General features: G+C 33.3%; 24 protein-coding genes. 2 read left to right on the top strand and 22 right to left on the bottom strand.

Features of this window, described 5'->3' with window-relative positions; translation table 11 throughout:
• Genes rsmB through HMPREF3134_RS03325 form a run of 3 tightly spaced genes read right to left on the bottom strand, consistent with a single transcriptional unit; the run spans window position 1 to window position 2718 of the window.
• Window positions 1–1308 (bottom strand): 16S rRNA (cytosine(967)-C(5))-methyltransferase RsmB, encoded by a 1308-nt coding sequence (gene rsmB / locus HMPREF3134_RS03335; protein ID WP_070440701.1) that lies wholly within the window; start codon window positions 1306–1308, stop codon window positions 1–3.
• The gene (gene fmt, locus HMPREF3134_RS03330; RefSeq protein WP_070440719.1) at window positions 1305–2237 is read right to left on the bottom strand and encodes a methionyl-tRNA formyltransferase; all 933 of its coding nucleotides are present in this window, start codon (window positions 2235–2237) and stop codon (window positions 1305–1307) included. The genes rsmB and fmt overlap by 4 nt, the downstream gene beginning before the upstream one ends.
• The gene (locus HMPREF3134_RS03325) at window positions 2230–2718 is read right to left on the bottom strand and encodes a peptide deformylase (RefSeq protein WP_070440698.1); all 489 of its coding nucleotides are present in this window, start codon (window positions 2716–2718) and stop codon (window positions 2230–2232) included. The genes fmt and HMPREF3134_RS03325 overlap by 8 nt, the downstream gene beginning before the upstream one ends.
• A 177-nt stretch (window positions 2719–2895) precedes the next feature.
• Here HMPREF3134_RS03325 and HMPREF3134_RS03320 point away from each other — a divergent pair, with 177 nt between their 5' ends.
• The gene (locus tag HMPREF3134_RS03320; RefSeq protein WP_037537906.1) at window positions 2896–3099 is read left to right on the top strand and encodes a TM2 domain-containing protein; all 204 of its coding nucleotides are present in this window, start codon (window positions 2896–2898) and stop codon (window positions 3097–3099) included.
• Window positions 3100–3161: 62 nt separating this feature from the next.
• On the opposite strand, the gene priA is transcribed toward HMPREF3134_RS03320, so the two are convergent.
• From priA to gmk, 4 genes are all read right to left on the bottom strand, one after another.
• Window positions 3162–5570 carry a primosomal protein N' gene (priA, locus tag HMPREF3134_RS03315; RefSeq protein WP_070440695.1) on the bottom strand — a complete coding sequence of 803 codons (2409 nt, stop codon included), beginning with the start codon at window positions 5568–5570 and terminating at the stop codon, window positions 3162–3164.
• Window positions 5570–6769 carry a bifunctional phosphopantothenoylcysteine decarboxylase/phosphopantothenate--cysteine ligase CoaBC gene (coaBC, locus tag HMPREF3134_RS03310; RefSeq protein ID WP_070440692.1) on the bottom strand — a complete coding sequence of 400 codons (1200 nt, stop codon included), beginning with the start codon at window positions 6767–6769 and terminating at the stop codon, window positions 5570–5572. Before coaBC ends, priA begins: the two co-directional genes overlap by 1 nt.
• Window positions 6770–6932: 163 nt before the next feature.
• Window positions 6933–7145 (bottom strand): DNA-directed RNA polymerase subunit omega, encoded by a 213-nt coding sequence (gene rpoZ / locus HMPREF3134_RS03305; RefSeq protein ID WP_037552333.1) that lies wholly within the window; start codon window positions 7143–7145, stop codon window positions 6933–6935.
• Complete coding sequence (gene gmk / locus HMPREF3134_RS03300) at window positions 7145–7768, bottom strand: guanylate kinase (RefSeq protein WP_037552335.1); 624 nt, start codon at window positions 7766–7768, stop codon at window positions 7145–7147. The genes rpoZ and gmk overlap by 1 nt, the downstream gene beginning before the upstream one ends.
• A 158-nt stretch (window positions 7769–7926) precedes the next feature.
• On the opposite strand from gmk, the gene HMPREF3134_RS03295 reads away from it, so the two are divergent.
• Window positions 7927–9624, top strand: a complete 1698-nt coding sequence (locus HMPREF3134_RS03295) for an Rqc2 family fibronectin-binding protein (RefSeq protein ID WP_070440689.1) — start codon at window positions 7927–7929, stop codon at window positions 9622–9624.
• Window positions 9625–9701: 77 nt separating this feature from the next.
• Here HMPREF3134_RS03295 and HMPREF3134_RS03290 read toward each other — a convergent pair whose 3' ends face one another.
• The 15 genes from HMPREF3134_RS03290 to HMPREF3134_RS03220 all read right to left on the bottom strand — a co-directional run bounded on the left by HMPREF3134_RS03290 (window position 9702) and on the right by HMPREF3134_RS03220 (window position 25828).
• The gene (locus tag HMPREF3134_RS03290; protein ID WP_037552339.1) at window positions 9702–10106 is read right to left on the bottom strand and encodes a VOC family protein; all 405 of its coding nucleotides are present in this window, start codon (window positions 10104–10106) and stop codon (window positions 9702–9704) included.
• A 335-nt stretch (window positions 10107–10441) separates the two neighbouring features.
• Complete coding sequence (locus HMPREF3134_RS03285; RefSeq protein WP_070440686.1) at window positions 10442–10672, bottom strand: hypothetical protein; 231 nt, start codon at window positions 10670–10672, stop codon at window positions 10442–10444.
• Between the two features lie 27 nt (window positions 10673–10699).
• On the bottom strand, window positions 10700–11308 hold the full coding sequence (gene pyrE / locus HMPREF3134_RS03280; RefSeq protein ID WP_053024667.1) for an orotate phosphoribosyltransferase: 609 nt from the start codon (window positions 11306–11308) through the stop codon (window positions 10700–10702).
• Between the two features lies 1 nt (window position 11309).
• Window positions 11310–12002, bottom strand: coding sequence for an orotidine-5'-phosphate decarboxylase (gene pyrF / locus HMPREF3134_RS03275; protein WP_070440683.1), 693 nt, complete (start codon window positions 12000–12002; stop codon window positions 11310–11312).
• Window positions 12003–12098: 96 nt separating this feature from the next.
• Entirely contained in the window at window positions 12099–15272 is a 3174-nt protein-coding gene (gene carB, locus HMPREF3134_RS03270) for a carbamoyl-phosphate synthase large subunit (RefSeq protein ID WP_070440681.1), read from the bottom strand.
• The gene (locus HMPREF3134_RS03265) at window positions 15265–16365 is read right to left on the bottom strand and encodes a carbamoyl phosphate synthase small subunit (RefSeq protein ID WP_037552349.1); all 1101 of its coding nucleotides are present in this window, start codon (window positions 16363–16365) and stop codon (window positions 15265–15267) included. The genes carB and HMPREF3134_RS03265 overlap by 8 nt, the downstream gene beginning before the upstream one ends.
• Entirely contained in the window at window positions 16366–17640 is a 1275-nt protein-coding gene (locus tag HMPREF3134_RS03260; protein WP_070440678.1) for a dihydroorotase, read from the bottom strand.
• A 3-nt stretch (window positions 17641–17643) separates the two neighbouring features.
• Window positions 17644–18537: an aspartate carbamoyltransferase catalytic subunit gene (locus HMPREF3134_RS03255; protein WP_070440671.1), complete on the bottom strand. Its 894-nt coding sequence runs from the start codon at window positions 18535–18537 to the stop codon at window positions 17644–17646.
• Between the two features lie 32 nt (window positions 18538–18569).
• The gene (locus HMPREF3134_RS03250; protein ID WP_037552357.1) at window positions 18570–19880 is read right to left on the bottom strand and encodes a uracil-xanthine permease family protein; all 1311 of its coding nucleotides are present in this window, start codon (window positions 19878–19880) and stop codon (window positions 18570–18572) included.
• A gap of 232 nt (window positions 19881–20112) precedes the next feature.
• Window positions 20113–20640 (bottom strand): bifunctional pyr operon transcriptional regulator/uracil phosphoribosyltransferase PyrR, encoded by a 528-nt coding sequence (gene pyrR, locus HMPREF3134_RS03245; protein ID WP_053024663.1) that lies wholly within the window; start codon window positions 20638–20640, stop codon window positions 20113–20115.
• A 448-nt stretch (window positions 20641–21088) separates the two neighbouring features.
• Complete coding sequence (locus HMPREF3134_RS03240; protein ID WP_037552361.1) at window positions 21089–22006, bottom strand: RluA family pseudouridine synthase; 918 nt, start codon at window positions 22004–22006, stop codon at window positions 21089–21091.
• Window positions 22007–22017: 11 nt separating this feature from the next.
• Window positions 22018–22494: a signal peptidase II gene (lspA, locus tag HMPREF3134_RS03235; protein WP_070440667.1), complete on the bottom strand. Its 477-nt coding sequence runs from the start codon at window positions 22492–22494 to the stop codon at window positions 22018–22020.
• Between the two features lie 115 nt (window positions 22495–22609).
• The gene (locus HMPREF3134_RS03230) at window positions 22610–23089 is read right to left on the bottom strand and encodes a CHAP domain-containing protein (protein WP_070440664.1); all 480 of its coding nucleotides are present in this window, start codon (window positions 23087–23089) and stop codon (window positions 22610–22612) included.
• Window positions 23090–23093: 4 nt separating this feature from the next.
• Complete coding sequence (locus HMPREF3134_RS03225) at window positions 23094–23888, bottom strand: VOC family protein (protein WP_070440661.1); 795 nt, start codon at window positions 23886–23888, stop codon at window positions 23094–23096.
• Between the two features lie 434 nt (window positions 23889–24322).
• The gene (locus HMPREF3134_RS03220; protein ID WP_070440658.1) at window positions 24323–25828 is read right to left on the bottom strand and encodes an NAD(P)H-binding protein; all 1506 of its coding nucleotides are present in this window, start codon (window positions 25826–25828) and stop codon (window positions 24323–24325) included.
• Window positions 25829–26188: the final 360 nt, after the last annotated feature.

Genomic DNA, 26188 nt, shown 5'->3' with positions numbered 1-26188 from the left:
TTAACTTTCCTTTCTTTTTATTTTAGTGATGAAAAAGCCATCCGAATTAAAATCTTGGGGTAGAATTTGTATTGTCTTCACTTGTTCACCGGTAACTGGGTGAGTCATAAGTTCAAATTCGAAGTCTTTATTATTTTTTAAAAATGTATAAATAACATTTTCATTTTCAAGTTGTTCAATAGTGCATGTTGAATAAACTAGTGTACCACCAGGTTTCAAGTTATCTTTCACATTGTCTAATATCTCTAACTGTAATTCAACTAAGTCTTGAATATCTTGTTGCGTTTGAACATATTTAATTTCTGGCTTGTGTCTAAGCACACCTAAACCACTACACGGTGCATCGACGAGAATTTTGTCATATACATCTTTGTAAGGTTTTGTTGCATCATGATCAAAAGCTTTAATGTTATTAAGTTGTAACTTTACAACATTTTCTTTTATTAAACCAATTTTATGCTTATGGATATCTGTAGCATCCACGTGACCACTTGGCGCCAATAACTCAGCTATGTGACACGCTTTACCTCCAGGTGCACTACAAGCATCTAAAATAACATCATTTTCTTTAACATCCATCAAATATCCTACAAACATTGAGCTTTTATCTTGAATAGAAATATTACCATTCTTAAAGTTTAAAGATTCAATAATTGGAAGCCCTTTTAGATGTAAACAATATGGAATCAATTCATCGACTTTAACTTCATATCCTTCACCTTGCAAACTTGACACAACGTCTTCAACTTTATTTTTACTTGTATTAACACGTACTGTACCCGCAGTTTGATCAAAAAATGATGATGCAATCTTTCGTGTCGTTTCAACACCATAGTGCGTAATCCAATGTTCAATAATCCACTTTGGAATACTATATTCAATGGCCATACGCTGCTTATCATTCTTAATAGATTCTAAACTTGGCAATTCACTTCTAAAGATTGTTCTCAATATTGCGTTTACAACATTACCGTTATGAGGCCCCCCACGATGCTTTGCAATATTTACTGCTTCGTTGATAATGGCATGATTCGGTACTTTATCTAGATAAATATATTGATATAAACTCATCCATAACAGTTGTCTGACCCAACTTTTTATTTTAGTCTTCACAAAAGGTCTAAGATAGAAATCCAATGTCAATTTTCTCTTTACTGTCCCATATACGAGTTCAGTATATAAAGGTTTATCGATATTAGAAACATTACCAGCAGATAAAACTTCATTGATTCTCAGATTACTGTATGCATAGTCATTAAATATTTCTTGAATTGTTTGAAACGCTAATTCTCTCACTGATTGTGTCATTTTAATATTTTCCCAACTAGCGATTCTTGTACACCGCTTAAATAATTTGATGCCAGCATACGTTTCTTGCCAGCTAATTGAATATCTGTTAAAGCAATTGCATCATCTGATCCTGTAGCAACAACAATTGACTTTTTAGTCGTCTCTATGATCTCACCAGGTTGACCATTTTTATTACTGACGATATGTGCTGCATATAATTTTAAATTTGTATCATCCATAGTTGTATAGCCAACTGGCCATGGTGATAAGCCACGAATATGATTATGAATATCTTTTGCATTCATAGTCCAATCAATTCTTTCATCTTCTCTGCTAATATTTGAAGCGAATGTTGCTTGTGCATCATCTTGTGCAATACTATCATTCGTGCGATTTACAATTGAAGGTAGCGTTTCTTTTAGTAGTTTAGCACCGAGTACACTAAGCTTATCATGCATCGTACCTACATCGTCATTATCTTCAATATTAATAGCTTTTTGTGAAATAATATTTCCTGCATCTAGCTTTTTAACCATATACATGATTGTGATTCCTGTTTGAGCTTCACCATCTATTATCGCTTGATGTATTGGTGCGCCACCGCGATACTTTGGTAATAATGATGCATGAACATTAATTGCACCTAACTTAGGTAATTGTAATAACTGTTCAGGCAATAACTGTCCGAAAGCTGCAGTAACGATTAAATCGGGCTCTAACTGTAATAGTTGCTCCAATTCATCAGATTGAATTAATTTTTCTGGTTGAAGCACAGGTAAATTGTGTTCTTCAGCCACTTGTTTAACAGGTGGTGGCGTTAATACCCGTTTACGCCCAACTGGTCTGTCGGGTTGAGTCACGACTGCTATGACGTCATGCTCTTCGATTAACATTTCCAATACTTTAGTTGAAAAATCAGGTGTCCCCATAAATATCACTTTAGTCATTTTCAAAATACGCCTCCACTTCTTCATCAGTTAATAAATGCTGTGCACGTTTTGTAAATGGTATACCATTCATTTGATCGATTATATGCAGTATCATTCTAGCTACATCGTCATATGCAGTTAGTTCAATCGTATTACCTTCTAAATCATTCGCTTCAATTGTAATCATTTTACTACGTTCGACTTCTCCATATATACCCGGTAAATTTACAGATCCTTCAAGATCGATTATTTTATCATTAGATTCTGATTTAATTTTAGGATTGATTAGTTGCAATAATCCTTCAAATTCCATATCAATGATAGCTACTTGTTTACTTATGCCGATTTGAGGCGCACATAAAGCTGAGGCCTCTTTTGCATATAATGTGTCTTCCAAATCTAATAATAAATCTTTTAATGTAGCATCATACGCTTTAATAGGTTGTGCTTGTTTAGTTAATACAGGATGCGTTGACTGGACTAATTTTTGTATCGCCATTAAATATGCTCCTCTTGAAAAATTCATCATATTATTATAACTTAATTCACTTTGAAATGCGACCTTAGTCTTAAATTTAGGCACTTCAATCTGTTTTAATTGCTTTTATTTTCTATACCTTTAAAATATATATTAAAGATACCAATAAATACAATATTTAACAGTGGAGGTGTGAATATGGAAGTAAATAAAATTATATACATTGTGCTCGCATTCTTTTTAGGCGGTTTCGGCGTTCATAAATTTTATGCAGGTAAAACAATGTCAGGACTTTTACACTTGGCCTTTTTCTGGACAGGAATTCCACACATTATTGCAATTATAAGTGGCGTCTTAACTTTATTAAGACCAGCTGATGAAAACGGAAATGTTGTAATGTAATTAAAGTAAAAGAGTTACGCAATTTAGTAATCCATCCTTAATAATTGCGTAACTCTTATTTTTTACATTAATATTTGCGGATTAATGTCTATTTTTAATGCTAGCTTATCCTTTAAATAAGCTTCATGATAATAATCATCTAAAAATTGAAGTGCTTTCAGTAATTCTGGTTCGCTCTTATATTTAACTAAAATTTGAAAACGATGTTCATTGTTAATTCGTGCGATGGCTGCTGGAGATGGCCCTAAAACTAACGCGCGATCCGTTAGATGTTGTAATAAAATTTGATGAATATGTTTAGAGGCCTCCATCACTTTTTTCATATTTTTATGAGATATCATAAAATTAATTAAGAAATAGTATGGTGGGTATTTACCTATCTTTCTGAATTCCATCTCTTTTTGATAAAAGGTTAGATAATCGTTCTTTTGAACATCTTCAATAGCATAGTGTTCTGGATTGTATGTTTGAATAATAACTCTACCCGGTTTATCATGACGACCCGCTCTTCCAGCTACCTGCGTTAATAGTTGATACGTTCGTTCACTAGCACGGAAATCAGGTAGATTTAACATTGTATCTGCGTTCAAAACACCTACTAGCGTAATATTGGGATAGTCCAACCCTTTTGCAATCATTTGTGTGCCTAATAAAATATCGCCCTTACCTTCTTCAAATTCAGTAAGTAATTTCTCGTGAGCACCTTTTCTAGAAGTTGTGTCAACATCCATTCGTATAATACGCGCTTCTTCAAATTCTTGTTGCAAGATTTCTTCTACGCGTTGTGTACCAGTCCCTACTTGACGTATATGCGAACTCTCACAATTAGGACACTTATTCGGAGCCATCTCATGATAACCACAATAATGACATTTTAATTGGTCCGTAGACTTATGATAGGTTAATGAGATATCACAGTGTGGACATTGTGGTACATAACCACAATCTCGACATAACATAAATGATGCATATCCTCGACGATTAAGAAATAATACGATTTGCTCATTTTTACGTAATCGTTCTTCAATAGCCTCTCGTAATTCAATAGAAAACATCGAACGATTGCCAGCGCTTAATTCTTCTCGCATGTCAACAATATCTATTGAAGGTAAAGCCTGTTGATTAACCCTTGTAGGTAACGTTAGTAGCTGATACACACCTTTTTCAGCGCGCGCATATGATTCTAAACTTGGTGTTGCACTTCCTAAGACTAGAGGACATTGATGAAATTGACTTCTCCATTCAGCAATATCTCTCGCGTGATAACGGGGATAATCCTCTTGTTTATACGTTGATTCATGCTCTTCATCTATAATGATAATTCCTAAATTTTTAAAAGGGGCAAAAATACTTGAACGAGCTCCAACACTAACACGGGCTCTACCATCTCTAATCTTTTGCCATTCATCATACCGTTCACCATTAGATAAGCCAGAATGTAATACTGCTACATCATCACCAAAACGACGCTTAAATCGTAAAACCATTTGAGGTGTTAATGCAATTTCAGGGACTAACATCATTGCTTCTTTACCTTTATTAAGTACTTCTTCAATAGTTTGCAAGTAAACTTCAGTTTTACCTGAACCTGTCACGCCATGTAGTAAGAATGTTCGTTGTTCACTATTATTAATTTTCTCTTTAATATTTTCATAAGCAATACGTTGTTCTGAAGTCAGTTCTCGTTTCTCTTCTTGTTCAAACACTCGATTAGCAAAAGGATCACGCTCTACTTCAGCATTATATTTTTCGATAAAACCTTTTTTAACTAATCCGTCAATACTTGATTTAGAAAAACCCATTTCTTCCATATCTTTTAAAAAGACAGTTTTATGGCGCTCATCTAGAAGGTAAGCATATACATCATATTGTTTGATTTTTTTCTCAAGTTCAGCAAGGACTTCATCTGGATGATATCCATCTATAATACGTACAGCTTTCTGTGTTTTCTTTTTAATATTTTGAGATAATAGGGTTACTTCTTTTACAGTCCCAGCCTTTAAGAGTTTATTTAAAATAGGAAGATGGTCATTTTTTTGAGCATCTTTATACTTATATTGACCGTCGGAATCAAAAAATTTTAGCAACTGCTCATCCATATCATTATGTTTCACAACTTCAAAGACTTTAGTATATTTAGCTTTGATAGCACTCGGTAACATGACCTCTAATACAGAAATACTTTTTGATACATGATAATGGCTAATCCATTCACTTAATTGAATTAATTCAGAAGTTAATTCAGGCTTTATATCTTGAACTACTCTGATTTCTTTAAGTTTTTCAAGATTAATATCATCACTTGGTTCGGTTTCAATATTCATTACGTATCCTTGAATTGTACGAGGACCGAATGGAACTACAACTCTGACGCCAACTTGAATAAACACTTCTAAATTTTTGGGTATAAGATAATCAAATTTGAAGTCAACGCTCTTAGAAGGAATATCTACTATTACCTTTGCAATCATTATTGCCACCTAGTTTCTAATTCATCTAAAATTTGTTCAGCTAATTGAACTTTTTTGCCTCTCTTAATATTAATCATTTCTTTATTTTTAAAATGCATTGTCAATTCATTATCATCTGATTTAAAACCAATCGTCTTGTCACCTACATTATTTGAAATAATGACATCTGCATTTTTTCGTTTTAACTTATCTTGTGCATATGCTTCTATATTTTGCGTTTCAGCAGCGAACCCAACTAAGTATTGTTGTCCTTTATGTTCACCTAAATATTTAAGAATATCTTTAGTACGTTTAAACGTCACAGCTAAAGCGCCATCTTGCTTTTTCATTTTATGATCTAATACTTCCATTGGCGTATAATCTGAAACAGCTGCTGCTTTAATAACCATATCTTGTTTATCAAAACGTGTCGTCACCGCTTCAAACATTTCCTCTGCACTTTCAATATGAACAACATCTATATCAATCGGATCAGTTAGTTGTGTTGGTCCAGTTACTAATGTAACGTGGGCACCTCTATTTCTTAACGCCTCAGCTAAAGCGTAACCCATTTTTCCAGAAGAACGATTTGATACAAAACGAACTGGGTCAATCACCTCGACAGTTGGTCCAGCTGTCACTAACGCATGTTTACCTTTAAATGAACTCTCTTCTTTTACCTTTTGAGAATTAAAAAAATCATTCAGGACTTTGACAATCTGCAAAGGTTCTTCCATTCGTCCTTTAGCAACATAACCACATGCTAAATAACCATCCCCAGGTTCAATAAAGTGATATCCATCTTGCATTAAAACGTTAATATTATGTTGCGTGCGGTTGTTTTCATACATATGTACATTCATTGCTGGGGCAATAAACTTTGGCGTCTCAGTAGCTATCAAGGTTGATGTCAAAATATCATCTGCTATTCCCACACTTAATTTAGCTATCACATTGGCAGTAGCTGGGGCAACTACAATCGCATCTGCCCAATCGCCTAGTGCGATATGTTGAATTTCTTGTGGATTCTCTTCCTTAAACGTATTAGTATATACTGGATTTCTACTAATAGCTTGGAAAGCTAGTGGAGTAACAAATTCTTGAGCATGTTCTGATAACATCACGCGTACATCATAACCGGCTTGTGTTAATTTGCTCGTTAAATCTATTGCTTTATATGCTGCAATACCACCTGTAACAGCTAGTAAAATGTGTTTCATAATCGTATTTCTCCCTTTTACTATCTCGATTATTAATCATTATTTATATTAAATTTATTATACACAAATTAAACGTTTAATTAAAAAGACACATCTTATTGAAAAGTGGTTATACTTAAATCAATAAGATGTGCATATGAAAAATTATATTTAATTCGTTTTTTTACATTGTGAATTCATCAGAAACTACTGGTGTAATTTTACCGCCAGCAATCTCTTCTAACGCTTCACCAACAGGTTTAGCTGAATGATATCCACTTAATAAAGCAGTTTCAGGTCTTTCATCTAATTCACGTGCACGCTTAGCTGCAGTCGTAGCAATTAAATATTTAGAATTAATTTTAGATTGTAACTGGTTTAATGGTGGGTTTAACATTATTTTTTGGCCTCCAATAACATTTTTCTATATATAGCTTCAACACGTTCGCGTTTTAAGTGTTCTGCTTCAACAATTGATTGAATACGTTTTTTCGCTAAATGGACTTCATCGTTTACCACAACATAGTCATAAAGATTCATCATCTCTACTTCTTTACGTGCTTCATTTACTCTGGATTGTATCTTCTCGTCTGATTCAGTGCCACGTCCAACTAAACGCTCTTTCAAATGATCTAAGCTAGGTGGTGCAAGGAAGATAAATAATGCATCTGGAAATTTCTTTCTTACTTGTTTGGCACCCTCTACTTCAATTTCTAAGAACACATCATGTCCAGCAGCCATCGTATCCTTAACATATTGAACAGGTGTACCATAGTAATTTCCAACGTATTCAGCATATTCAATAAATTGATCTTCCTGAATTAAAGCTTCAAATTCTTCTTTCGTCTTAAAAAAGTAATCTACACCATCAACTTCACCTTCACGCATATTTCGTGTCGTCATTGAAATAGAGTACTTATATGATGTAGTTGGATCATCAAATATCTCTTTGCGAACAGTTCCTTTGCCTACTCCTGAAGGACCTGAAAGAACAATTAGTAATCCTTTTTCATTATCCATGCCTTACGACCTCTCTAAGCTATTCTTCTATTATTTAAATATAATATCATATTGTAGTTAAAATTGTATAGAGTATGCAACATAAACTTAAATCATGACGCTATCATTCTACCATGTTACAATATACTGAATGATTAAATTGAAGGTGGAAATTATTTATGGCATATGATGGCTTATTCACTAAAAAAATGGTTGAATCAATACAGTTTTTAGTATCAGGACGAATTCATAAAATCAACCAACCTGAAAATGACACTATCCTAATAGTTATACGTCAAAATCGCAAAAATCATCAACTATTACTATCCATACACCCTAGTTTTTCAAGAATGCATATTACGACTAAAAAATATGATAATCCATTTGACCCACCAATGTTTGCTCGTGTTTTTAGAAAGCATCTAGAAGGTGGCATTATTAAAGCTATACGTCAGATTGGCAATGACCGACGTATTGAAATCGATATTGAAAGTAAAGATGAAATTGGTGATACCATTTACCGCACGGTTATCTTAGAAATCATGGGTAAACATAGTAACTTGTTACTTGTTGATGACAATTACAAAATAATTGAAGGGTTTAAACATTTAACCCCTAATACCAATCAATATCGTACTGTTATGCCAGGATTCAAATATGAAGCGCCACCTACTCAAAACAAATTGAACCCTTTTAATATAACAGGCGAAGAAGCTTTAAAATATATAGATTTCAATAGTGGTAAAATTGCGAAACAATTATTAAACACTTTCGAAGGCTTTAGCCCACTCATTACTAATGAAATTGTTAATCGCTATCAATTTATGACAACGGAAACACTACCTAAAGCATATGACGAAGTTATCAACCAGACATTGAAAACACCCGTCCCTATTTTCCATAAAAATCATGAAACTGGAAAAGAAGATTTTTATTTTATGAAATTAATGCAATTTCATGATGACATGGTTGAATATGAGTCCTTACATGAATTATTAGATCGCTACTATGATGCACGTGGTGAAAGAGAACGCGTTAAACAACGCGCAAATGATTTAGTTCGATTTGTGCAACAACAATCTCAAAAATATCAGCATAAATTAAGTAAACTAATTGATGAATATGAAAGTGCTAAAGATAAAGATAAACAACAACTTTACGGTGAATTAATTACCGCTAATATTTATCGTATTAATCAAGGTGATGACGCTGTAAGTGTATTAAATTACTACACCAATGAGGAAATAACGATACCTTTGAATCCTACTAAATCACCATCAGTTAATGCGCAATATTACTACAAGCAATATAATCGTATGAAAACACGTGAACGTGAATTAGATCATCAAATTCATTTAACACGTGAAAACATAGATTATTTTGCAAATATTGAACAACAATTAGATCATATTACAGTTGATGAAATTGATGATATTCGCGATGAATTAGCAGAACAGGGATTTATGAAGCAACGTAAAAACATCAAAAAGAAAAAGAATGATAAAATTCAACTTCAAACATATATCTCTACGGATGGCGATACTATATTAGTAGGTAAAAATAATAAACAAAATGATTATTTAACTAATCGTAAAGCTCAAAAGTCCCATATATGGTTCCATACAAAAGATATTCCAGGTTCACACGTTGTCATTTTGAATGATGCACCAAGTGAAGAAACGATTAAAGAGGCAGCTATGTTAGCTGGTTATTTCTCAAAAGCGGGTAATTCTGGTCAAATTCCCGTAGACTACACGGAAATAAGAAATGTTCATAAACCTTCAGGCGCTAAACCTGGGTTTGTAACTTATGACAATCAAAAAACATTATTTGCAACTCCAGATTATGACAAAATCCAAAGTATGAAAGTCAAATAAGAACGACAAAATAACTCTATAATAAAGAATAGGATTAGAACCAAATACATTTATACATTCGGTTCTAATCCTATTTTTTATTTTTCAGGTAACGCGAGTTGAAAACTAACTCCAAATTTATCTTGAACCCATGCGAATTCGCGGAATGGTGGCATTGCAGTTTTAGGCATCAATATAGCGCCTTCTTTCTTCAAACCATTAAATAGTCGTTCCATTTCCATGGCATTATCAACAGTTATATATAAAGAAATGGATGGATTCATCGGTAAATCTTCTCCATTATCAGCATCGATTGCCATAAATACTTGTCCATTCAACGTAAATATAGAATGTTGTACTGTTCCAGGAACGCCTGGTCCCTCTTCACCATACTTCACCATAGTTAAAATTTCACTGTTTTCAAATAGACTCGTATATAAATTTACAGCTTCTTCTGCTTGATTATTAAACATTAGAAATGTTGTTATTTTCGGTATTTCCACAATAATTCCCCTCTCTATATTTTTAATACTTATTTTAGACTAATTTTAATTATTTTGAAAAAATTTGAATATTTGATTCTTTTAATCTAAATTTTTGACTTATACTATTTTCAAGTTAAAATTAAACTAAAGTTCAATTGGAGGCTTTCTAATATGATGCATCTTATTATACCGATTTTATCTATGCTTATTGTCTTACTTATCGGATGGGTACTAATTAAAATTTTTATTCGCTAATTTATTGTTTTATATTTTCTTTATTAAAATAAAAACATGGTATATATGACTACTTTTTAACTATATGTGAAAAAGAGTTAGTCATATATACCACGTTTTTAATCTATTATACCTTTTTGCCTTAACGCTTCTTTAGCTTTTTTAAAGAAATCACTCGTATGGATAAATGAATCCATACTCACTTTTGACTGAGTTCCACTCATTTCTCTAATACTATTGTCAATCGACATTATGTTATCCGGGGATTTAAAATCTTCTTCTTTATATAAGAATTCGTTAACATGTTTCATATTGTTATAGAAACGATTAGCCTCACCATCGGTCATCATAATCAATCCCCCTTTTAACATAGCATATTACAAGTTATCTCTCCATTCAACTAAAGTCTGTATATCATTCTCAGAAATTTTTCCTTCTTCACGAGCCACTTCAATTAACTCATTATAATTACTTAGTGTATAAAACGGAACATCAATTTCATTAAACATGTCATCCGCTTTCTTTAAACCATAAGTGAAAATGGCAACGACACCTAAAACATCAGCACCAGCATCCTTTAAAGCTTCAACTGCTGTAATTGAAGATCCACCTGTAGAAATTAAATCTTCTACTACTACCACTTTCTTCCCTTTACTTACTGCTCCTTCAATTTGATTTTGTTTACCATGACTTTTACTTTTAGAGCGAACATAATTCATAGGTAAATTTAACTTTTCAGAGATGTAAGCGGCATGAGGAATACCTGCTGTGGCTGTACCAGAAACAATATCTACATCACCAAATTGTTCAATAATCATTTGACTTAATCCATCACGAATGGCACGTCGCACTTCAGGATAACCTAATGTTACACGGTTATCACAGTAGATAGGAGATTTGATACCTGAACTCCACGTATATAAGTCATTCGGAGATAATGTTACCGCTTCAATATCTAATAAAGATTTTGCTATTTCTTTAGCCATATTAACCTAACCAACTTTCTTTAATAGTATGATAACTTTCCACAGGATTCTCGCTTTGGGTTATTGGTCGCCCAACTACGATATGTGTTGCCCCTAATTGTTTAGCATCTTCAGGTGTAGTAATACGTTTTTGATCATCTACAGCTGCCCCTTGTGGTCTAATACCTGGTGTGACTTTTAAGAAATTAGAACCTAATTTGTTTGTTAGCAATTCTGCTTCAAGTGGAGAACAAACCACACCATCTAAACCAGCTTGTTGTGTTAAAGTAGCATAGTTTAACACTGCTTCTTTAATCGTCGTCTGAATGTTTTGTTCATTACGTAGCATTTCTTCTGTTGTAGATGTTAATTGCGTCACAGCAATGATCTTTGTATCATTACTATATTTATGCAAACCCCTTACTGCAGCTTTCATCATGTCTGTACCTCCAGCTGCATGCACATTAACTAAGTCTACATCTAACTTTCCTAAGCCTTCCATTGCTTTTTCAACTGTGTTTGGAATATCATGTAGCTTCAAATCTAAGAATATGTCATGGCCACGAGATTTAATCGATTTAATCAAATCTGGTCCCGCTTGATAGAATAGTTCCATTCCAATTTTCACGAAAAGTGGTTCATCAAATTGGTCCAAGAATGTATTAACTTTATTTGCTGATTCGAAATCCAATGCTATGATAGGTAAATCTTTCATATTATAGCTCCTTTGAAAACGAACGACTTGGTCGTCATAATCAGTTTAAAAATATTCACTGACATATAACGCCCTTGTCGTTCTCAAGTTGTAAATCTACATAGTTCTCATTGAAAACGTCATACTTTCAATTACATTAGTTAAAGCATTAGCCGTATCTAATGAAGTTAGACATGGCACACCATTCTCAACTGTTGTACGACGAATTTGGAACCCGTCTCTTTCTACTTCTTTACCCTTAGTCATCGTATTAATGACAATTTGTACTTCGCCATTTTGTATACGTGTTAATAAATCATCGTCGCCACCAATTTTGCCTACAACTTCAACTGGAATGTTGTCTTCTTTTAATTTTTCTGCAGTACCTTGAGTTGCTAAAATTTTATAGCCTACTTCATTTAAACGGTGTGCTATTTTAACAATTTCATCTTTATCTTTATCACTTACTGTCATAAGAACAGTACCGTGATCTTTAACTTCTACACCACTACCTGTTAATCCTTTGTAAAGTGCTTTTTCTAAAGTTAAATCTTTACCCATAACTTCACCGGTAGATTTCATTTCTGGTCCCAATGTCACATCAACATTTTTTAGTTTATTAAAACTAAATACTGGTGCTTTAACGAACACACCCTCTGAATAAGGTTGTACACCTTGTTTATAGCCTAAGTCTTTAAAACGAGTACCCATAATAGCTTGCATAGCTAGTTGTGCCATTTGATTATCGGTAATTTTACTTAAGAACGGTACGGTACGACTTGCACGAGGGTTTACTTCTAATACGTAAACACCGTCATGTGCAATAACAAACTGAATATTAATTAGACCAACGATGTTTAACCCTTTTGCTAATTTGATAGTATATTCCTCTAGCGTATCGATATCTTCTTGACTTAACGTTTGAGGCGGATATACAGCTATTGAGTCACCACTATGCACACCAGCACGTTCTATATGTTCCATAATACCTGGAATGATAACTGTTTCTCCATCTGAAATTGCATCGACTTCTATCTCTTTACCTGTTAAGTATCTATCAACTAACACTGGGTGCTCAGGGCTAGCTTTAACAGCTTGCTCCATATAATTTTCTAATTCTGCATCGCTACTTACAATTTCCATTGCGCGACCACCGAGCACATAAGATGGTCTTACAACTACAGGATAACCAATTTCACGTGCATTCGTTAGTGCCTCCCTTGGAGAAGTTGCAGTCTTACCTTTAGGTTGAGGTACATCAATCGTATGCAATAGCGCTTCGAATTCTTTTCTATCCTCAGCACGATTTAAATCTTCTAAAGACGTACCTAATATTTTGACACCATGTTTAGCTAGTTTATCTGCTAAGTTAATTGCTGTTTGACCACCAAATTGAACTACAACACCTTTAGGTTGTTCTAAATTAATAATGTTCATCACATCTTCTTCAGTTAGCGGTTCAAAGTATAACTTATCTGAAATTGAAAAGTCAGTAGATACTGTTTCAGGGTTATTATTCACGATAATTGCCTCATATCCAGCATTTTGAATTGCCCATACAGCGTGTACAGTAGCATAGTCAAATTCTACCCCTTGTCCAATACGAATAGGACCTGAACCAAGCACTAATATTTTCTCTTTATCAGTTACAATTGACTCATTTTCAGTTTCATATGTGCCATAGTAGTATGGCGTTGTTGATTCAAACTCTGCAGCACAAGTGTCAACCATTTTGTATACTGGTTTAATATTATTATCTTGGCGTAATTGATATACTTCTGATTCTGTCATGCCGAATCGATGTGCAATTACTCTATCACTAAATCCATAATCTTTAGCATATTTAAGATATTCCAAATCTCCTGGGTGATTTTTTAATTCATGTTCAATATTAATGATATTTTGAAATTTATTTAAGAAGAAATAATCGATTTGCGTCATATTGTGTATCTCTTCAAGTGTTGTACCACGTCTAATTGCTTCACCTATAAAGAAGAGTCTTTCATCATCTTGATGACTGATGCGTTCTTTAATATAATCTAAGTCAAAACTCTCTCCATTTGGTAAACCTAAATGATGTACACCGTATTCAAGTGAACGTATCGCTTTTAATAAAGATTCTTCATATGTACGTCCTATAGCCATTACTTCACCAGTGGCTTTCATTTGAGTACCTAATTCACGTTCACCTTTTTCAAATTTATCAAATGGGAATCTTGGAATTTTGGAAATAACATAATCTAGTGTTGGTTCAAAGGCTGCATATGATGTACCTGTAACTGGGTTTAGCATTTCATCCAACGTTAAGCCCACTGCAATCTTCGCTGCTAATTTCGCTATCGGATATCCAGTTGCTTTAGATGCAAGCGCTGATGAACGAGATACACGTGGATTCACTTCAATAATGTAGTAATTAAATGAATGTGGATCTAATGCAAGTTGAACATTACATCCTCCTTCAATACCTAATGCTCTAATAACTTTTAAAGATACATCACGTAACATTTGATATTCAACATCTGATAATGTTTGACTTGGTGCAACTACGATAGAGTCACCTGTATGAATACCTACAGGATCTATATTCTCCATATTACAAACCACAATAGCATTGTCATTTTTATCGCGCATTACTTCATACTCGATTTCTTTGAAACCAGCAATTGACTTTTCAATTAAGCATTGTGTAGCCGGGCTGTAATGCAATCCATTACTCACTACTTCTTTTAATTCTTCATCATTGTAGCATATGCCACCACCTGTACCGCCCATAGTAAATGCTGGACGAACGATGAGTGGATAACCTACTTCATCTTTGAATGCAAATGCTTGTTCAACAGTATTCACAATATCACTTTCAGGAACAGGTACATTCAAATCATTCATTAGTGATCTAAATAGTTCTCTATCTTCTGCTTGTTGAATTGACTTTAATTCTGTACCAAGTAATTTCACATTATTAGCCTCTAATACACCACTATCATGTAATTGAATAGCCATATTTAATCCTGTTTGACCACCTAAAGTTGGTAGCAATGCATCAGGTTGTTCTTTACGTATGATACGTGCAATAAAGTCGTGTGTTAACGGTTCGATATAAACTTTATCTGCAATTTCTTTATCCGTCATAATTGTTGCTGGATTAGAATTTACTAATATGACACGGTAGCCTTCTTCTTTTAAGGCAAGACACGCTTGTGTACCTGCGTAATCAAATTCTGCAGCTTGTCCGATGATAATTGGACCTGATCCAATCACTAGAATCGTTTGTATATCGTCACGTTTAGGCATTTGCTGTTTGCTCCTTTTCTTTAAATTCTTTCATCATAGTCATAAATTCATCGAATAAATAATTTGAGTCACTTGGACCTGGTCTTGCTTCAGGATGGTATTGTACAGAGAATGCTGGCAAGGTTTTATGTCTTAATCCTTCAACTGTACCATCATTAAGTGCAATATGAGTTACTTCTAAGTCAGTATTTACCAATGAATTTTTATCGATAGCATAACCATGGTTTTGACTTGTAATATCTACTTTCCCACTACGTAAGTCTTTTACGGGATGATTAGCGCCACGATGACCGAATTTCATTTTAAATGATGTTGCACCTTGTGATAATGCAAATAATTGGTGTCCTAAGCAAATTCCAAAGAATGGAATTTTACCTAAAATACCTTTAATCATTTCTATTGCAACCTCTACAACATCTGGATCACCAGGACCATTTGATAACATAACACCATCTGGTGACATGGCTAATATTTCTTCAGCAGTGGTGTTATATGGTACTACAGTTACGTTACAGCCACGCATATTTAATTCTCTAACAATATTTTGTTTTTTACCAAAGTCTAATAAGACCACACTCAAATCTGAACCTGTTGAAACATAAGGTGTTTTAGTAGATACTGTTTCTACTTCATCACGAGGTAATTCAGTACTTTTTAATGTGTTAATTAATGAATCAATGCCATCTCGATTATCAGTAAACCCAGCTTTTAAAACACCGTGTTGTCTAATTTTACGTGTGATGCTACGTGTATCTACACCTGAAATGCCAGGTATCTTGTATTGAACAAGCACATCATGTAACGTCTTTTGGTTTCTAAAATTACTAGGATGTGTGCTTGCTTCTTTCACTACTACACCATTCAAAGTTGGTGTTAGTGCTTCGAAGTCATCTCTATTGATACCGTAATTACCGATTAATGGGTATGTGAATGTAATGATTTGACCAGTATATGAAGGGTCTGATATCGTCTCTTGATATCCAGTCATCGCTGTGTTAAATACGATTTCTCCCACAGATAAATCATTAGATCCTAATTGATACCCTTCATAATAAGTCCCATCCTCTAATACAAGATAACGTCGCTCAAGCATTTATTTATCCTCCTTAAATTTTACTTCGCCTTCTACCATTGTTAAAATTGGATTACCATAAACTTTGTAACCAATGAATGGTGTGTTGTCTGCTTTAGATAAGAAATCTTCACCTTTGATTTCACGTTCTTCATCTAAATTGATAATCGTTAAGTCAGCAAAGCAACCTTCTTCCAATTTGCCATAAGGTAAATCAAATGTTTGTGCTGGTTTAATTGTTAGGTAGTCAACTAATTGTTGTAATGACCAGTCACCATTTTTTACAAAATGCGTGTAAAGTAATGGGAAAGCTGTTTCACTTCCTACTATGCCAAATGGTGCTTTAGTCATTGGCTGTGCTTTCTCTTCTTTAGCATGTGGTGCATGGTCTGTTGCGATACAATCAATTGTGCCATCTAATAACCCTTCTAATAATGAGTCTCTATCTTCTTTACTTCTTAAAGGAGGATTCATTTTATAGATTGCATTATCCCCTGGAACATCATCTTCAGTTAACAGTAAATGATGTGGTGTAACTTCAGCCGTCACATGAATACCTGCTGCTTTAGCATCACGAATAGCTCTGACACTCTCTTTTGTCGATACGTGACATACATGATAATGACAGTTAGCTGCTTCAGCTAATAATACATCTCTCGCTATTTGTACCGCTTCACAAATATTTGGAATACCAGGTATACCAAGTTCTTCACTGCGTTTACCTTGGTGCATAGCACCGCCATAAATTAAACTATTATCTTCACAATGTGCTACAACTGCTTTGTTGACCTTTGCAGCTTGTTGCATTGCTTCATACATCATTGCTGATTCCTGCACACCAACACCGTCGTCAGTGAAAGCAAACGCACCTTGCTTTGCTAATGCATCAAAGTCAACATGTTCTTTTCCAGCTTGACGCACAGTTATTGAAGCATATGGTAATACACGGACTTGCGCATTATCTTGAATTAATTGTTGTAATCGATCCATATGTTCAACTGAGTCTGGTACTGGGCGTGTATTAGGCATTGGACATACAGTTGTGAATCCTCCACGTGCTGCAGCTTTTGTACCTGTTTCAATTGTCTCCTTATGTTCCCCACCAGGCTCACGTAAATGTACATGAACATCGATTAAACCTGGTGCTACAAAATGACCTTGTGCATCAATTACTTCAACATTTTCATCTACTTCAATGTTATTGTTAATTTCTTTGATGTGCTGACCATCTATTAAAATGGATGCTTGTTTAAGTTCACCGTTATCTAAAATTTGAGCATTTTTAATTAATTTCAATGTTTACGCCTCTTTTCCTGATAATAGTTTATTGATTACTGACATTCTTAAATACATGCCATTAGTCATTTGTTTAAAAATTCGTGCCTTTGGTGCTTCAACTAATTCACTATCGATTTCTACTCCTCTGTTAACTGGTGCAGGGTGCATTACGATTGCTTTATCTTTTAACTTATTGTATCTATTCATTGTTAAACCATATTGTTCATGGTATTCATTTGCCTCGAAATTAGCTTCTCCAGTAATACCATGACGTTCATGTTGAACACGTAATAACATAACAATATCTACTTGGTCGATGACATCATCAATTTGAACATATGGTGCATCTAATGAGTCGTCCACCCATTCATCTGGACTTGAGAACATTACATTTGCGCCTAATGAAGTTAGACTTATGAAATTACTTCGAGCTACACGTGAATTTTTAATATCACCACATATTAAAATGTTTAATCCTTCAAATGAACCGTATTCCTCATAGATTGTCATAATATCTAAAAGACTTTGTGTAGGGTGTTGGCCACTACCATCTCCAGCATTAGCAATTGGAATATTAAGATTTTCTAATTCTTCATAGTATGCATTTTGAGAATGTCTGATTACTAGTAAATCAACACCAATGCTTTCAAGTGTTTTACAGGTATCATATAGTGATTCACCTTTTTGTACTGATGATGTACTTGTTTCAAAATTTACCTCTTTCAGACCTAATTTTTGTTCTGCTACTTCAAAGCTACACTTAGTTCGAGTTGAATTTTCAAAGAATAAATTAGAAACAAACTTCCCTTCGAATTGTGGTAAGGTTTGCTTTCCTGATTTGTAATCACAAGCTGTTTGAATTAAATCGTAAATGTCCTCGTTAGATAAATGTTCCATAGATAATAAGTTATTCATAAAGCGCCTCCTGATAAATAATCCTTGTTAAATTAGTTTTTTGAATCCTGTTTTTCTTTTGGCAAAATTAAATTTAAGATAATACCTGAAAGTGCTGCTAGTGCCATACCTTCGATTTGAAGGTTTACACCTAAACCTTTTAAATTGATGAGTAAGTTACCTATACCTACAACTAAGATGACTGATGCGATTACTAGGTTGCGGTTGCTTGCAAAATCAATGTTACTTTCAACTAACATTCTTAGTCCACTTGCTGCTATAATACCGAACAATAAGATTGACACGCCGCCCATTACCGGTGTCGGTATTGAAGAAATCAACGCTGAGAACTTACCAATAAATGATAAGACAATCGCTATAACCGCTGCACCGCCAATAACATAGATACTGTAAATCTTTGTTATTGCTAGTACACCGATGTTTTCGCCGTATGTTGTGCTTGGTGGACCACCAATAATACTAGCGAACATTGTTGAAACACCATCTCCGATTATTGAGCGATGTAAACCTGGATCCTCGAAGAAGTTTCTACCTACGATTTTGTTGATAACCATTTGGTGACCGATATGCTCACTTACGGTTACGAAAACGATTGGTAACATAACGAGTATTAAACCAAGGTGAATCGATGGCACATAATCTTTAAATGGTAAATAGATATGTGGGAAGTCAATCCAGTTTGCTTTAGCAATATTCGAAAAGTTAACTAACCCCATAAAGATTGAAACAATATAGCCAACAATGATACCAATAAGTACCGGTATAAGTGATAAGAAACCTTTGAAGAACCCTTGCACAATTATTGTTACAAGTAATGTAATAAGCGCGACAACCAGATAGCTTAAATTGTACCCTTTCATATCTCCTGAGTTCTCGTACATTGCCATATTAACTGCTGTTGGTGCTAAACTTAATCCAATTACCATGATTACTGGTCCTACAACTACCGGTGGAAGTAAATGCATTAACCATCCTGTACCACTGATTTTGATTAGGATACCGATGATGACATACATTACTCCACTTGCGAATAGTGCTACTAACATGTCTCCTAAGCTATGTGTGCTTAATCCAGTAATAATTGGTGTGATAAATGCGAAACTTGATCCTAAATATGCTGGAATCTTTGCCTTAGTAATTAATATATAAAGCAATGTTCCTATCCCGGATGCAAGTAAAGCAGCTGATATTGGCAAGCCAGTTAGGAATGGCACTAATACTGTAGAACCAAACATTGCAAATAAATGTTGCAAACTCAGTAGCGCCCATTGTGTTGGTTTAGGTTTGTCTTGTACGTCTAACACCGGTTTGACGGTTCGTTCAAACATTTGTTCATTTTCCATCTTTTTTCTTCCTTTCATAAAAAAAGTCTCTTTTACATTTAAATGTAAAGAGACTAAAAAATCGTAGTAAACATACAGATAAGCACTCATACTTATCGTTATCCGTATCTACGTGACAAAGCATTCAATTATAGTGAGATGGTTATTAATACTGACCATTCTATCATTGTAATCCACACTCACTTTTGAATACTTTACCTTTTTCAGTCTCTCGTACTGATTTAAAAGGTCTTTATTCAATTATTACTGCATTCTGTGAATCTTTTTCGTTTAAATACACTAAAACAGATTCTTCTTTAGAAGTTGGTATGTTTTTCCCTACAAAATCTGCTCTTATTGGTAATTCTCGATGTCCTCGATCTACAAGTGCTGCTAAGCCAATTTTAATCGGTCGAGAATGAAGCAAGATTGCATCTAGTGAAGCTCTAACAGTTCTTCCTGTATAAAGTACATCATCAATGATGATGACTACCTTATCATTAATATCAGCATCAATTTCTATTGCATCTTGAGTGATTTGCTTGTTAGCAATTTCAATATCATCTCGAAAATGTGTAATATCAATTGTACCTGTTGGAACTATTTTTTGTTCAATTTGATTGATTTTGTCTTGTATACGTCTTGCTAAAAATTCGCCTCTCGTTTTAATTCCGAGTAACACAAGATTTTCTGTACCTTTGTTATATTCAAGAATTTCATGTGCCATACGCGTTACAGTACGTTGTATTGCAGCTTCATCCATGATGATTCGCTCAGACATTATCTCACCTCTTAAAATTAAAAACCCTCATGCCTTTTTCAAAGACATGAGGGCAAATTAATATATACGCACATGTAATGTTAGACATTACATGATAAAGCCATTCTAATAAAACAATTCATATATTTCGCTGAATTATTTTAAGAAAGTATATAGAATTATACTCATTGTCTTTGAAGCCTCTCTGGACTCTCTTTTAAAGACACCGATTTCTTTTTTGAACTGTTACTAGCTTAAAACTTTTTGAGCTATAAGTCAATGTAATTTTTTAAAATTATCAATTGTAAATAAATAATACTTTTACTGTAGTTAATCGAATTTGTGAAATACTAAAAAATTAGACAAACTTTTTCAAAAATACATATTAAAGAATCATTGATTAAATGTGAAATTAGAAAAAATACCCACAAAGCGTTGAAACTTTGCGGGCTACCAAACTATTCTTTTCTTATGCATCTCTTAAGCGAATATCTTCTAAAAGTGTTTCAAATTCTTTAGGTAATTCTGCTTGACGTTCAATGTATTCATGAGTAACAGGGTGTTCAAATCCTATAACACCTGCATGTAATGCTTGTCCACCAATATCAAGTGTTTTTCGTGGACCGTACTTTGGATCTCCAACAAGAGGGTAACCAATATATTTCATATGTACACGAATTTGGTGTGTACGCCCCGTCTCTAATTGACATTCAATTAATGTGTAATCATTAAAATGTTCTAAAACATTAAAGTGTGTAACCGCTTCTTTACCGTTATCAACGACATCCATTGATTGTCGATCTTTCTCGTTACGTCCGATAGGCGCATCAATCGTGCCATAATCATGTGGAATATTTCCATGTACTAAAGCGGTATATTTTCTTTTAACGGATTTATCCATTAATTGTTCCACTAACCCTCTATGAGCAATATCATTTTTGGCAACCATTAATAACCCTGAAGTATCTTTATCAATACGATGAACTATACCTGGGCGAATTTCACCATTAATTCCAGATAAATCTTTAATTTGGTACATTAAGCCATTAACTAATGTACCAGAATAATGACCTGGGGATGGATGTACTACCATACCTTTGGGTTTATAAACTATCGCTACATCTTCATCTTCATAATAAATATCTAAATTTAGGTTCTCTGGCTGAATATCGGCTTCGACAACTTCCTTCTCTGTAACAATAATAAGATCATTTAATTTAACTTTATAATTAGACTTAATCACTTTTTCGTTAACTGTAACTAAATCTTCTTTAATCAAATCTTGAATTTGACTTCTAGACCATTCATTATTGAATTCAGGTAATAATTTATCAATACGCTGTCCAACAAGCTCTTGGTTTTCAATTTTAAATTCATGTGTTTTCAAATTATAGTCTCCTATTCTTTTGAATTCGAATCTTTAAGTAAGGCAATGATTATGAACAATACACCTATTGTTAAACTTGAATCCGCAACATTAAATATTGGGAAATCATATCCAAAAATATTAGTATCAACAAAATCAACTACTTCACCATTAACTAATCGATCAATAAAGTTACCTAATGCACCTGCAAATAGTAAACTTATTGCAACTTGCATAAATAGATTATACTTCGCTTCTTTAATATAAAATAGTACAAGTACGATGAGAATAAATATCGTAATAATATAAAAGAATCCCATTTTACCACTAAGAATTCCCCATGCCGCACCATTGTTTCTATGTGATGTTATGTTTAAAAAATTAGGAATAACTTCATATGAATCACCAATATTCATTGTTGTAGCAATAATCCGTTTTGTGACTTGGTCAATAATTAATATAGCGATTGCTACTATTAAAGATATGGTTATATAATATTTCTTTTTCATTCACGTGCCTCCATTCACACACTACACTTTGACAACACTCTACATTATAGCTTACTCCTCTATATAAAAAAAGCTACAGTTACAAATAGATGATGATATTAGTAACTGTAGTTCATTATGCGTTTTCACTTTGATTTTTCTTAGGATGAATATAATTAAATTCATCTAGTTGGTATTCGTAAACTGTGCGCTTAGTAACTTCATATGGTTTACGATAATTCATATCAAAAACGGTTAACGAGCCATCATGATTAACTTTGTCTACATATGCAACATGACCATGTTGACCTTTTGGATATTGAAGGATTGAACCAACACTTGGATTATCATTAACTTTATATCCTTCTTTGCTTGCTTCATTAGCCCAATATTTGGCATCTCCCCATCTATTACTAATCATATTGCCATCTTGTCTAATTCTATCAAACACATAATACGTACATTGGCCTTTAGCATATAAGTTTAATTTCATTGGGTTCTTTTCCCAAAAATGAATTGTAGGTTGCGTCATATCTTGATTATCAATTCCATCATATATCGCTCCACCAGTGAAAAGTACACTTCCTAAAACCATTATAAGTATAAATTTCTTCATTAAATCACACTACTTCTATAAAATTAAATCTAAAATAAAGTCCGTCTGGACCTTTAACATTAATATGCGTTGTTTCGGGATAATAATAATCAATTAAAGCAAGACCATATGTTACGTTATTCATCACACGTTTAGTACTTGATAACCATTGATTAACAGCTAAATGATGATAGTATTGATTTGAAGACATATAGAGTGAAAACTGATCTAAATACGCAGATGGTTCAAGTCCAAAATATCTTAAATAATAAGATTCAACCTCTGACATACGTATCGTTTTAAGTGATAAATTTCCTATTTTAGTGCCTTTAGGAATCCCTTGCCAAGTTTGTTTTGATACATTTGTTAGTAAACGTGGAACATTGATTGCTTCAATATCTAACTTTACATTTTCATTATCGTAGCCCCAGTAATCCATACCATGGTCGACATAAAACTTGTATGCATTCCCCTCTGGATCTTCAAAAAATAGGGACGTACAAACACTTTGTTCTCCACCATTTACCGGAATTTCAAAGTCTGTCATTTGTACAAGTAAATCGGCTAAATCTGTAATATTAGGAAGCATTATACCTACATAAAATAATCCTGCTTCAGATAAAAGTGGTTCCCTACCATTTATAACTTCATTTAATGTTAAAAAATGATTTGACTGACCTATCTCGTACTGAACAGAATGATTTGTTTCTGTAATAACTTCAAATCCCAATATAGTTTCATAAAATGGTCTTAAGTCTGCTAAATTTCTAACATTTATAGTTATACCATTTACAAAATGTGAATGTTTTGAATGAAACATTATGGCCTCCTAAAACTGCATTACTAAATATAACTTACTTCTTTTACTAGATGAAAAATACAATTCAATGAAAATAATACCTACTATTTTATCTTAAAATATATAAAATTTTATCAGTCTTTGTATGTATATTGCAATTTATTAACTTCTAAAGTAGTGCTTTAAAGCAATGTCTTAGAAATTGGGTTCATTATTTCACTTAAGTCGAGATGCTTTCTTAAAATTTTCACAACTATGTTTTGTTATTTATTTTAGAACGCCTTACACAAGTGCAGTTGCACTTAATTTTAATAAAACTATACATCTAAATTCAAACAAAAAAAGAAAAGGCAATTTCTATAATATATTCATAGAAATTGTCTTTCTCTCACTATTTATGAAGTTATTAATCGTGGATTATATTCAGCTTAAAATTAATACTAATTTTTCGTCATTTAGGCTTTAATCAAATGATAAATTTTTGATCCAACATATGCACCTATAACTGTTCCAGCAGTCATCGCTATTGTACTAAACAGTTGTTCACTTTGTGTTGTCGCTTCTTTATCTTTATCTGCAAGATTATTCATATGATTAACAAATAATTCCATTACAGATTTATGGATATTAGCCTGTGTAAACTTATAAACAGACCAAGGTAACGTCGGTTCATATTCTTGTAGTGCAATAATAGCTTCATTTGAATCCAAGATGCGTCTAAATTCAAATCTAGCATTACCACCATTATTAGATAATGCTAAATTACCACCTATGATTTTATAAACAATCATATCTTTTGAAGAATCTTGCATGTCACGTTCCATTTTTAAAATAAATTGATTAGTAAATGGCAAACTAATATTAAATTCAGTTTCATTTATAGTTCCATTAATTAAATGTAACGTAATATTATTTATAAACTTCGCATATGTTTTTGAGACATCTTCCATTGAATAATTTTCTGGAATTCTAAAGCGTGATATTGCTCTAACATCTTTAATTTGTTCTTTACTATTAGAACTAGATGATTTTTTTGATTTGTTTTGATTTTCATTCATTTCATTTTCTTCATCTAGCGCTTGTTGCACACTTTCTTCATAAGTCATCTCTCCAATAGAAATATCAGGATGCGTGCGCTCTGGTTGTGGAATCATATCATGAACTAAACTATTCATAAGTGGGTAGACCATTTGTTTAGGTACTTGTGAAATGAGTTGTACCCAATATCTACTTACCCAAATAGGTATAATTGGTAAATCAACGATTGGTAAACGCTTATTTAGCACTACTGCAGTACGTTGTATTAATTCTTTATAATTCATAATTTCAGGTCCTGTAATGTCAAATACCTCATTATGTTGTGGTGTTCGCTCTACTAGTAATGCCAGTTTATTAATTATATCATTAATTGAAACTGGTGCTATCATATTGTATGCCCAACTAGGTAATACCATACCAGGCAATCGTTCAACTAAACGTTTTAAAATAGGATAAGAACTTCCCTTAGCCCCTATAATTAATCCAGCTCTTAATATACTTACAGGTATACCATAAGAACCTAGAATTTTTTCACATTCCAAACGACTACGTAAATGAGCAGATAGTTTATCTTCATTTGGAATTAAACCACTCATAAATACAATATGTTTAACGCCTTGTTTCTTTGCAGCTCTCGCAAAATTATCTGCTAATAAAGCACCCATATCTTCAAAGTTTGCTTGCGTTAACTTGGCGTTTGGCATCATAGAATGGACAAGGTAAATTGCAGTATCTACCCCTTCCATTACTTCTGTTATCTCATCTAAATCAAATAAATCAGCAGCTTTCCATGTAACATTCTCTTCATTTTCTTTGTTACTAGTATTTCTTGAAATTGCTATAATATCATGATGCATTTTTAATTGATCTTTTAATTGTCCACCAATATAACCAGATGCACCTGTTAATAAGATTTTACTAATGATTTCACCCCTAATTATTAAATAGTCGAATAATCTTGATTTAATAAATATATCTATTTAAATAGCCTTTTATTAAAAAGTGAAACATTACATATCGTCATTATTTTTACTTATAAATTATAAATGTAAATACAAAAAGGGAGTCGGACTGAATTCTTCTCAAATTCGTTGTCCAACTCCCAACTTGCTTTGCTTGTAGAATTTCTTTATGAAATTTTCTTTGTAGGGGCCTGCCCTCAAGGATGACTAGAACTGAGAAAATTTTGATTTAAGCGTCTTGTCTGTTCAGTCAGCTACAATAAATTGCAAAATAGGATTATTATATTATTTATGTCCTATGTGTTTTCAATAATATATTTA

It is taken from the genome of Staphylococcus sp. HMSC14D10, from assembly GCF_001808125.1.
Classification (GTDB): domain Bacteria; phylum Bacillota; class Bacilli; order Staphylococcales; family Staphylococcaceae; genus Staphylococcus; species Staphylococcus haemolyticus.
The sequence above is the reverse complement of the archived record's forward strand: the minus strand, read 5'-3'. Positions and strand labels throughout refer to the sequence as shown.

Excerpts from the sequence above, each read along its gene's own strand:
- rsmB (WP_070440701.1), bottom strand. The coding sequence starts at position 1,308 with ATGACACAATCAGTGAGAGAATTAGCGTTTCAAACAATTCAAGAAATA.
- fmt (WP_070440719.1), bottom strand. The coding sequence starts at position 2,237 with ATGACTAAAGTGATATTTATGGGGACACCTGATTTTTCAACTAAAGTA.
- HMPREF3134_RS03325 (WP_070440698.1), bottom strand. The coding sequence starts at position 2,718 with ATGGCGATACAAAAATTAGTCCAGTCAACGCATCCTGTATTAACTAAA.
- HMPREF3134_RS03320 (WP_037537906.1), top strand. The coding sequence starts at position 2,896 with ATGGAAGTAAATAAAATTATATACATTGTGCTCGCATTCTTTTTAGGC.
- priA (WP_070440695.1), bottom strand. The coding sequence starts at position 5,570 with ATGATTGCAAAGGTAATAGTAGATATTCCTTCTAAGAGCGTTGACTTC.
- coaBC (WP_070440692.1), bottom strand. The coding sequence starts at position 6,769 with ATGAAACACATTTTACTAGCTGTTACAGGTGGTATTGCAGCATATAAA.
- rpoZ (WP_037552333.1), bottom strand. The coding sequence starts at position 7,145 with ATGTTAAACCCACCATTAAACCAGTTACAATCTAAAATTAATTCTAAA.
- gmk (WP_037552335.1), bottom strand. The coding sequence starts at position 7,768 with ATGGATAATGAAAAAGGATTACTAATTGTTCTTTCAGGTCCTTCAGGA.
- HMPREF3134_RS03295 (WP_070440689.1), top strand. The coding sequence starts at position 7,927 with ATGGCATATGATGGCTTATTCACTAAAAAAATGGTTGAATCAATACAG.
- HMPREF3134_RS03285 (WP_070440686.1), bottom strand. The coding sequence starts at position 10,672 with ATGATGACCGATGGTGAGGCTAATCGTTTCTATAACAATATGAAACAT.
- pyrE (WP_053024667.1), bottom strand. The coding sequence starts at position 11,308 with ATGGCTAAAGAAATAGCAAAATCTTTATTAGATATTGAAGCGGTAACA.
- pyrF (WP_070440683.1), bottom strand. The coding sequence starts at position 12,002 with ATGAAAGATTTACCTATCATAGCATTGGATTTCGAATCAGCAAATAAA.
- carB (WP_070440681.1), bottom strand. The coding sequence starts at position 15,272 with ATGCCTAAACGTGACGATATACAAACGATTCTAGTGATTGGATCAGGT.
- HMPREF3134_RS03265 (WP_037552349.1), bottom strand. The coding sequence starts at position 16,365 with ATGCTTGAGCGACGTTATCTTGTATTAGAGGATGGGACTTATTATGAA.
- HMPREF3134_RS03255 (WP_070440671.1), bottom strand. The coding sequence starts at position 18,537 with ATGAATAACTTATTATCTATGGAACATTTATCTAACGAGGACATTTAC.
- HMPREF3134_RS03250 (WP_037552357.1), bottom strand. The coding sequence starts at position 19,880 with ATGGAAAATGAACAAATGTTTGAACGAACCGTCAAACCGGTGTTAGAC.
- pyrR (WP_053024663.1), bottom strand. The coding sequence starts at position 20,640 with ATGTCTGAGCGAATCATCATGGATGAAGCTGCAATACAACGTACTGTA.
- lspA (WP_070440667.1), bottom strand. The coding sequence starts at position 22,494 with ATGAAAAAGAAATATTATATAACCATATCTTTAATAGTAGCAATCGCT.
- HMPREF3134_RS03230 (WP_070440664.1), bottom strand. The coding sequence starts at position 23,089 with ATGAAGAAATTTATACTTATAATGGTTTTAGGAAGTGTACTTTTCACT.
- HMPREF3134_RS03225 (WP_070440661.1), bottom strand. The coding sequence starts at position 23,888 with ATGTTTCATTCAAAACATTCACATTTTGTAAATGGTATAACTATAAAT.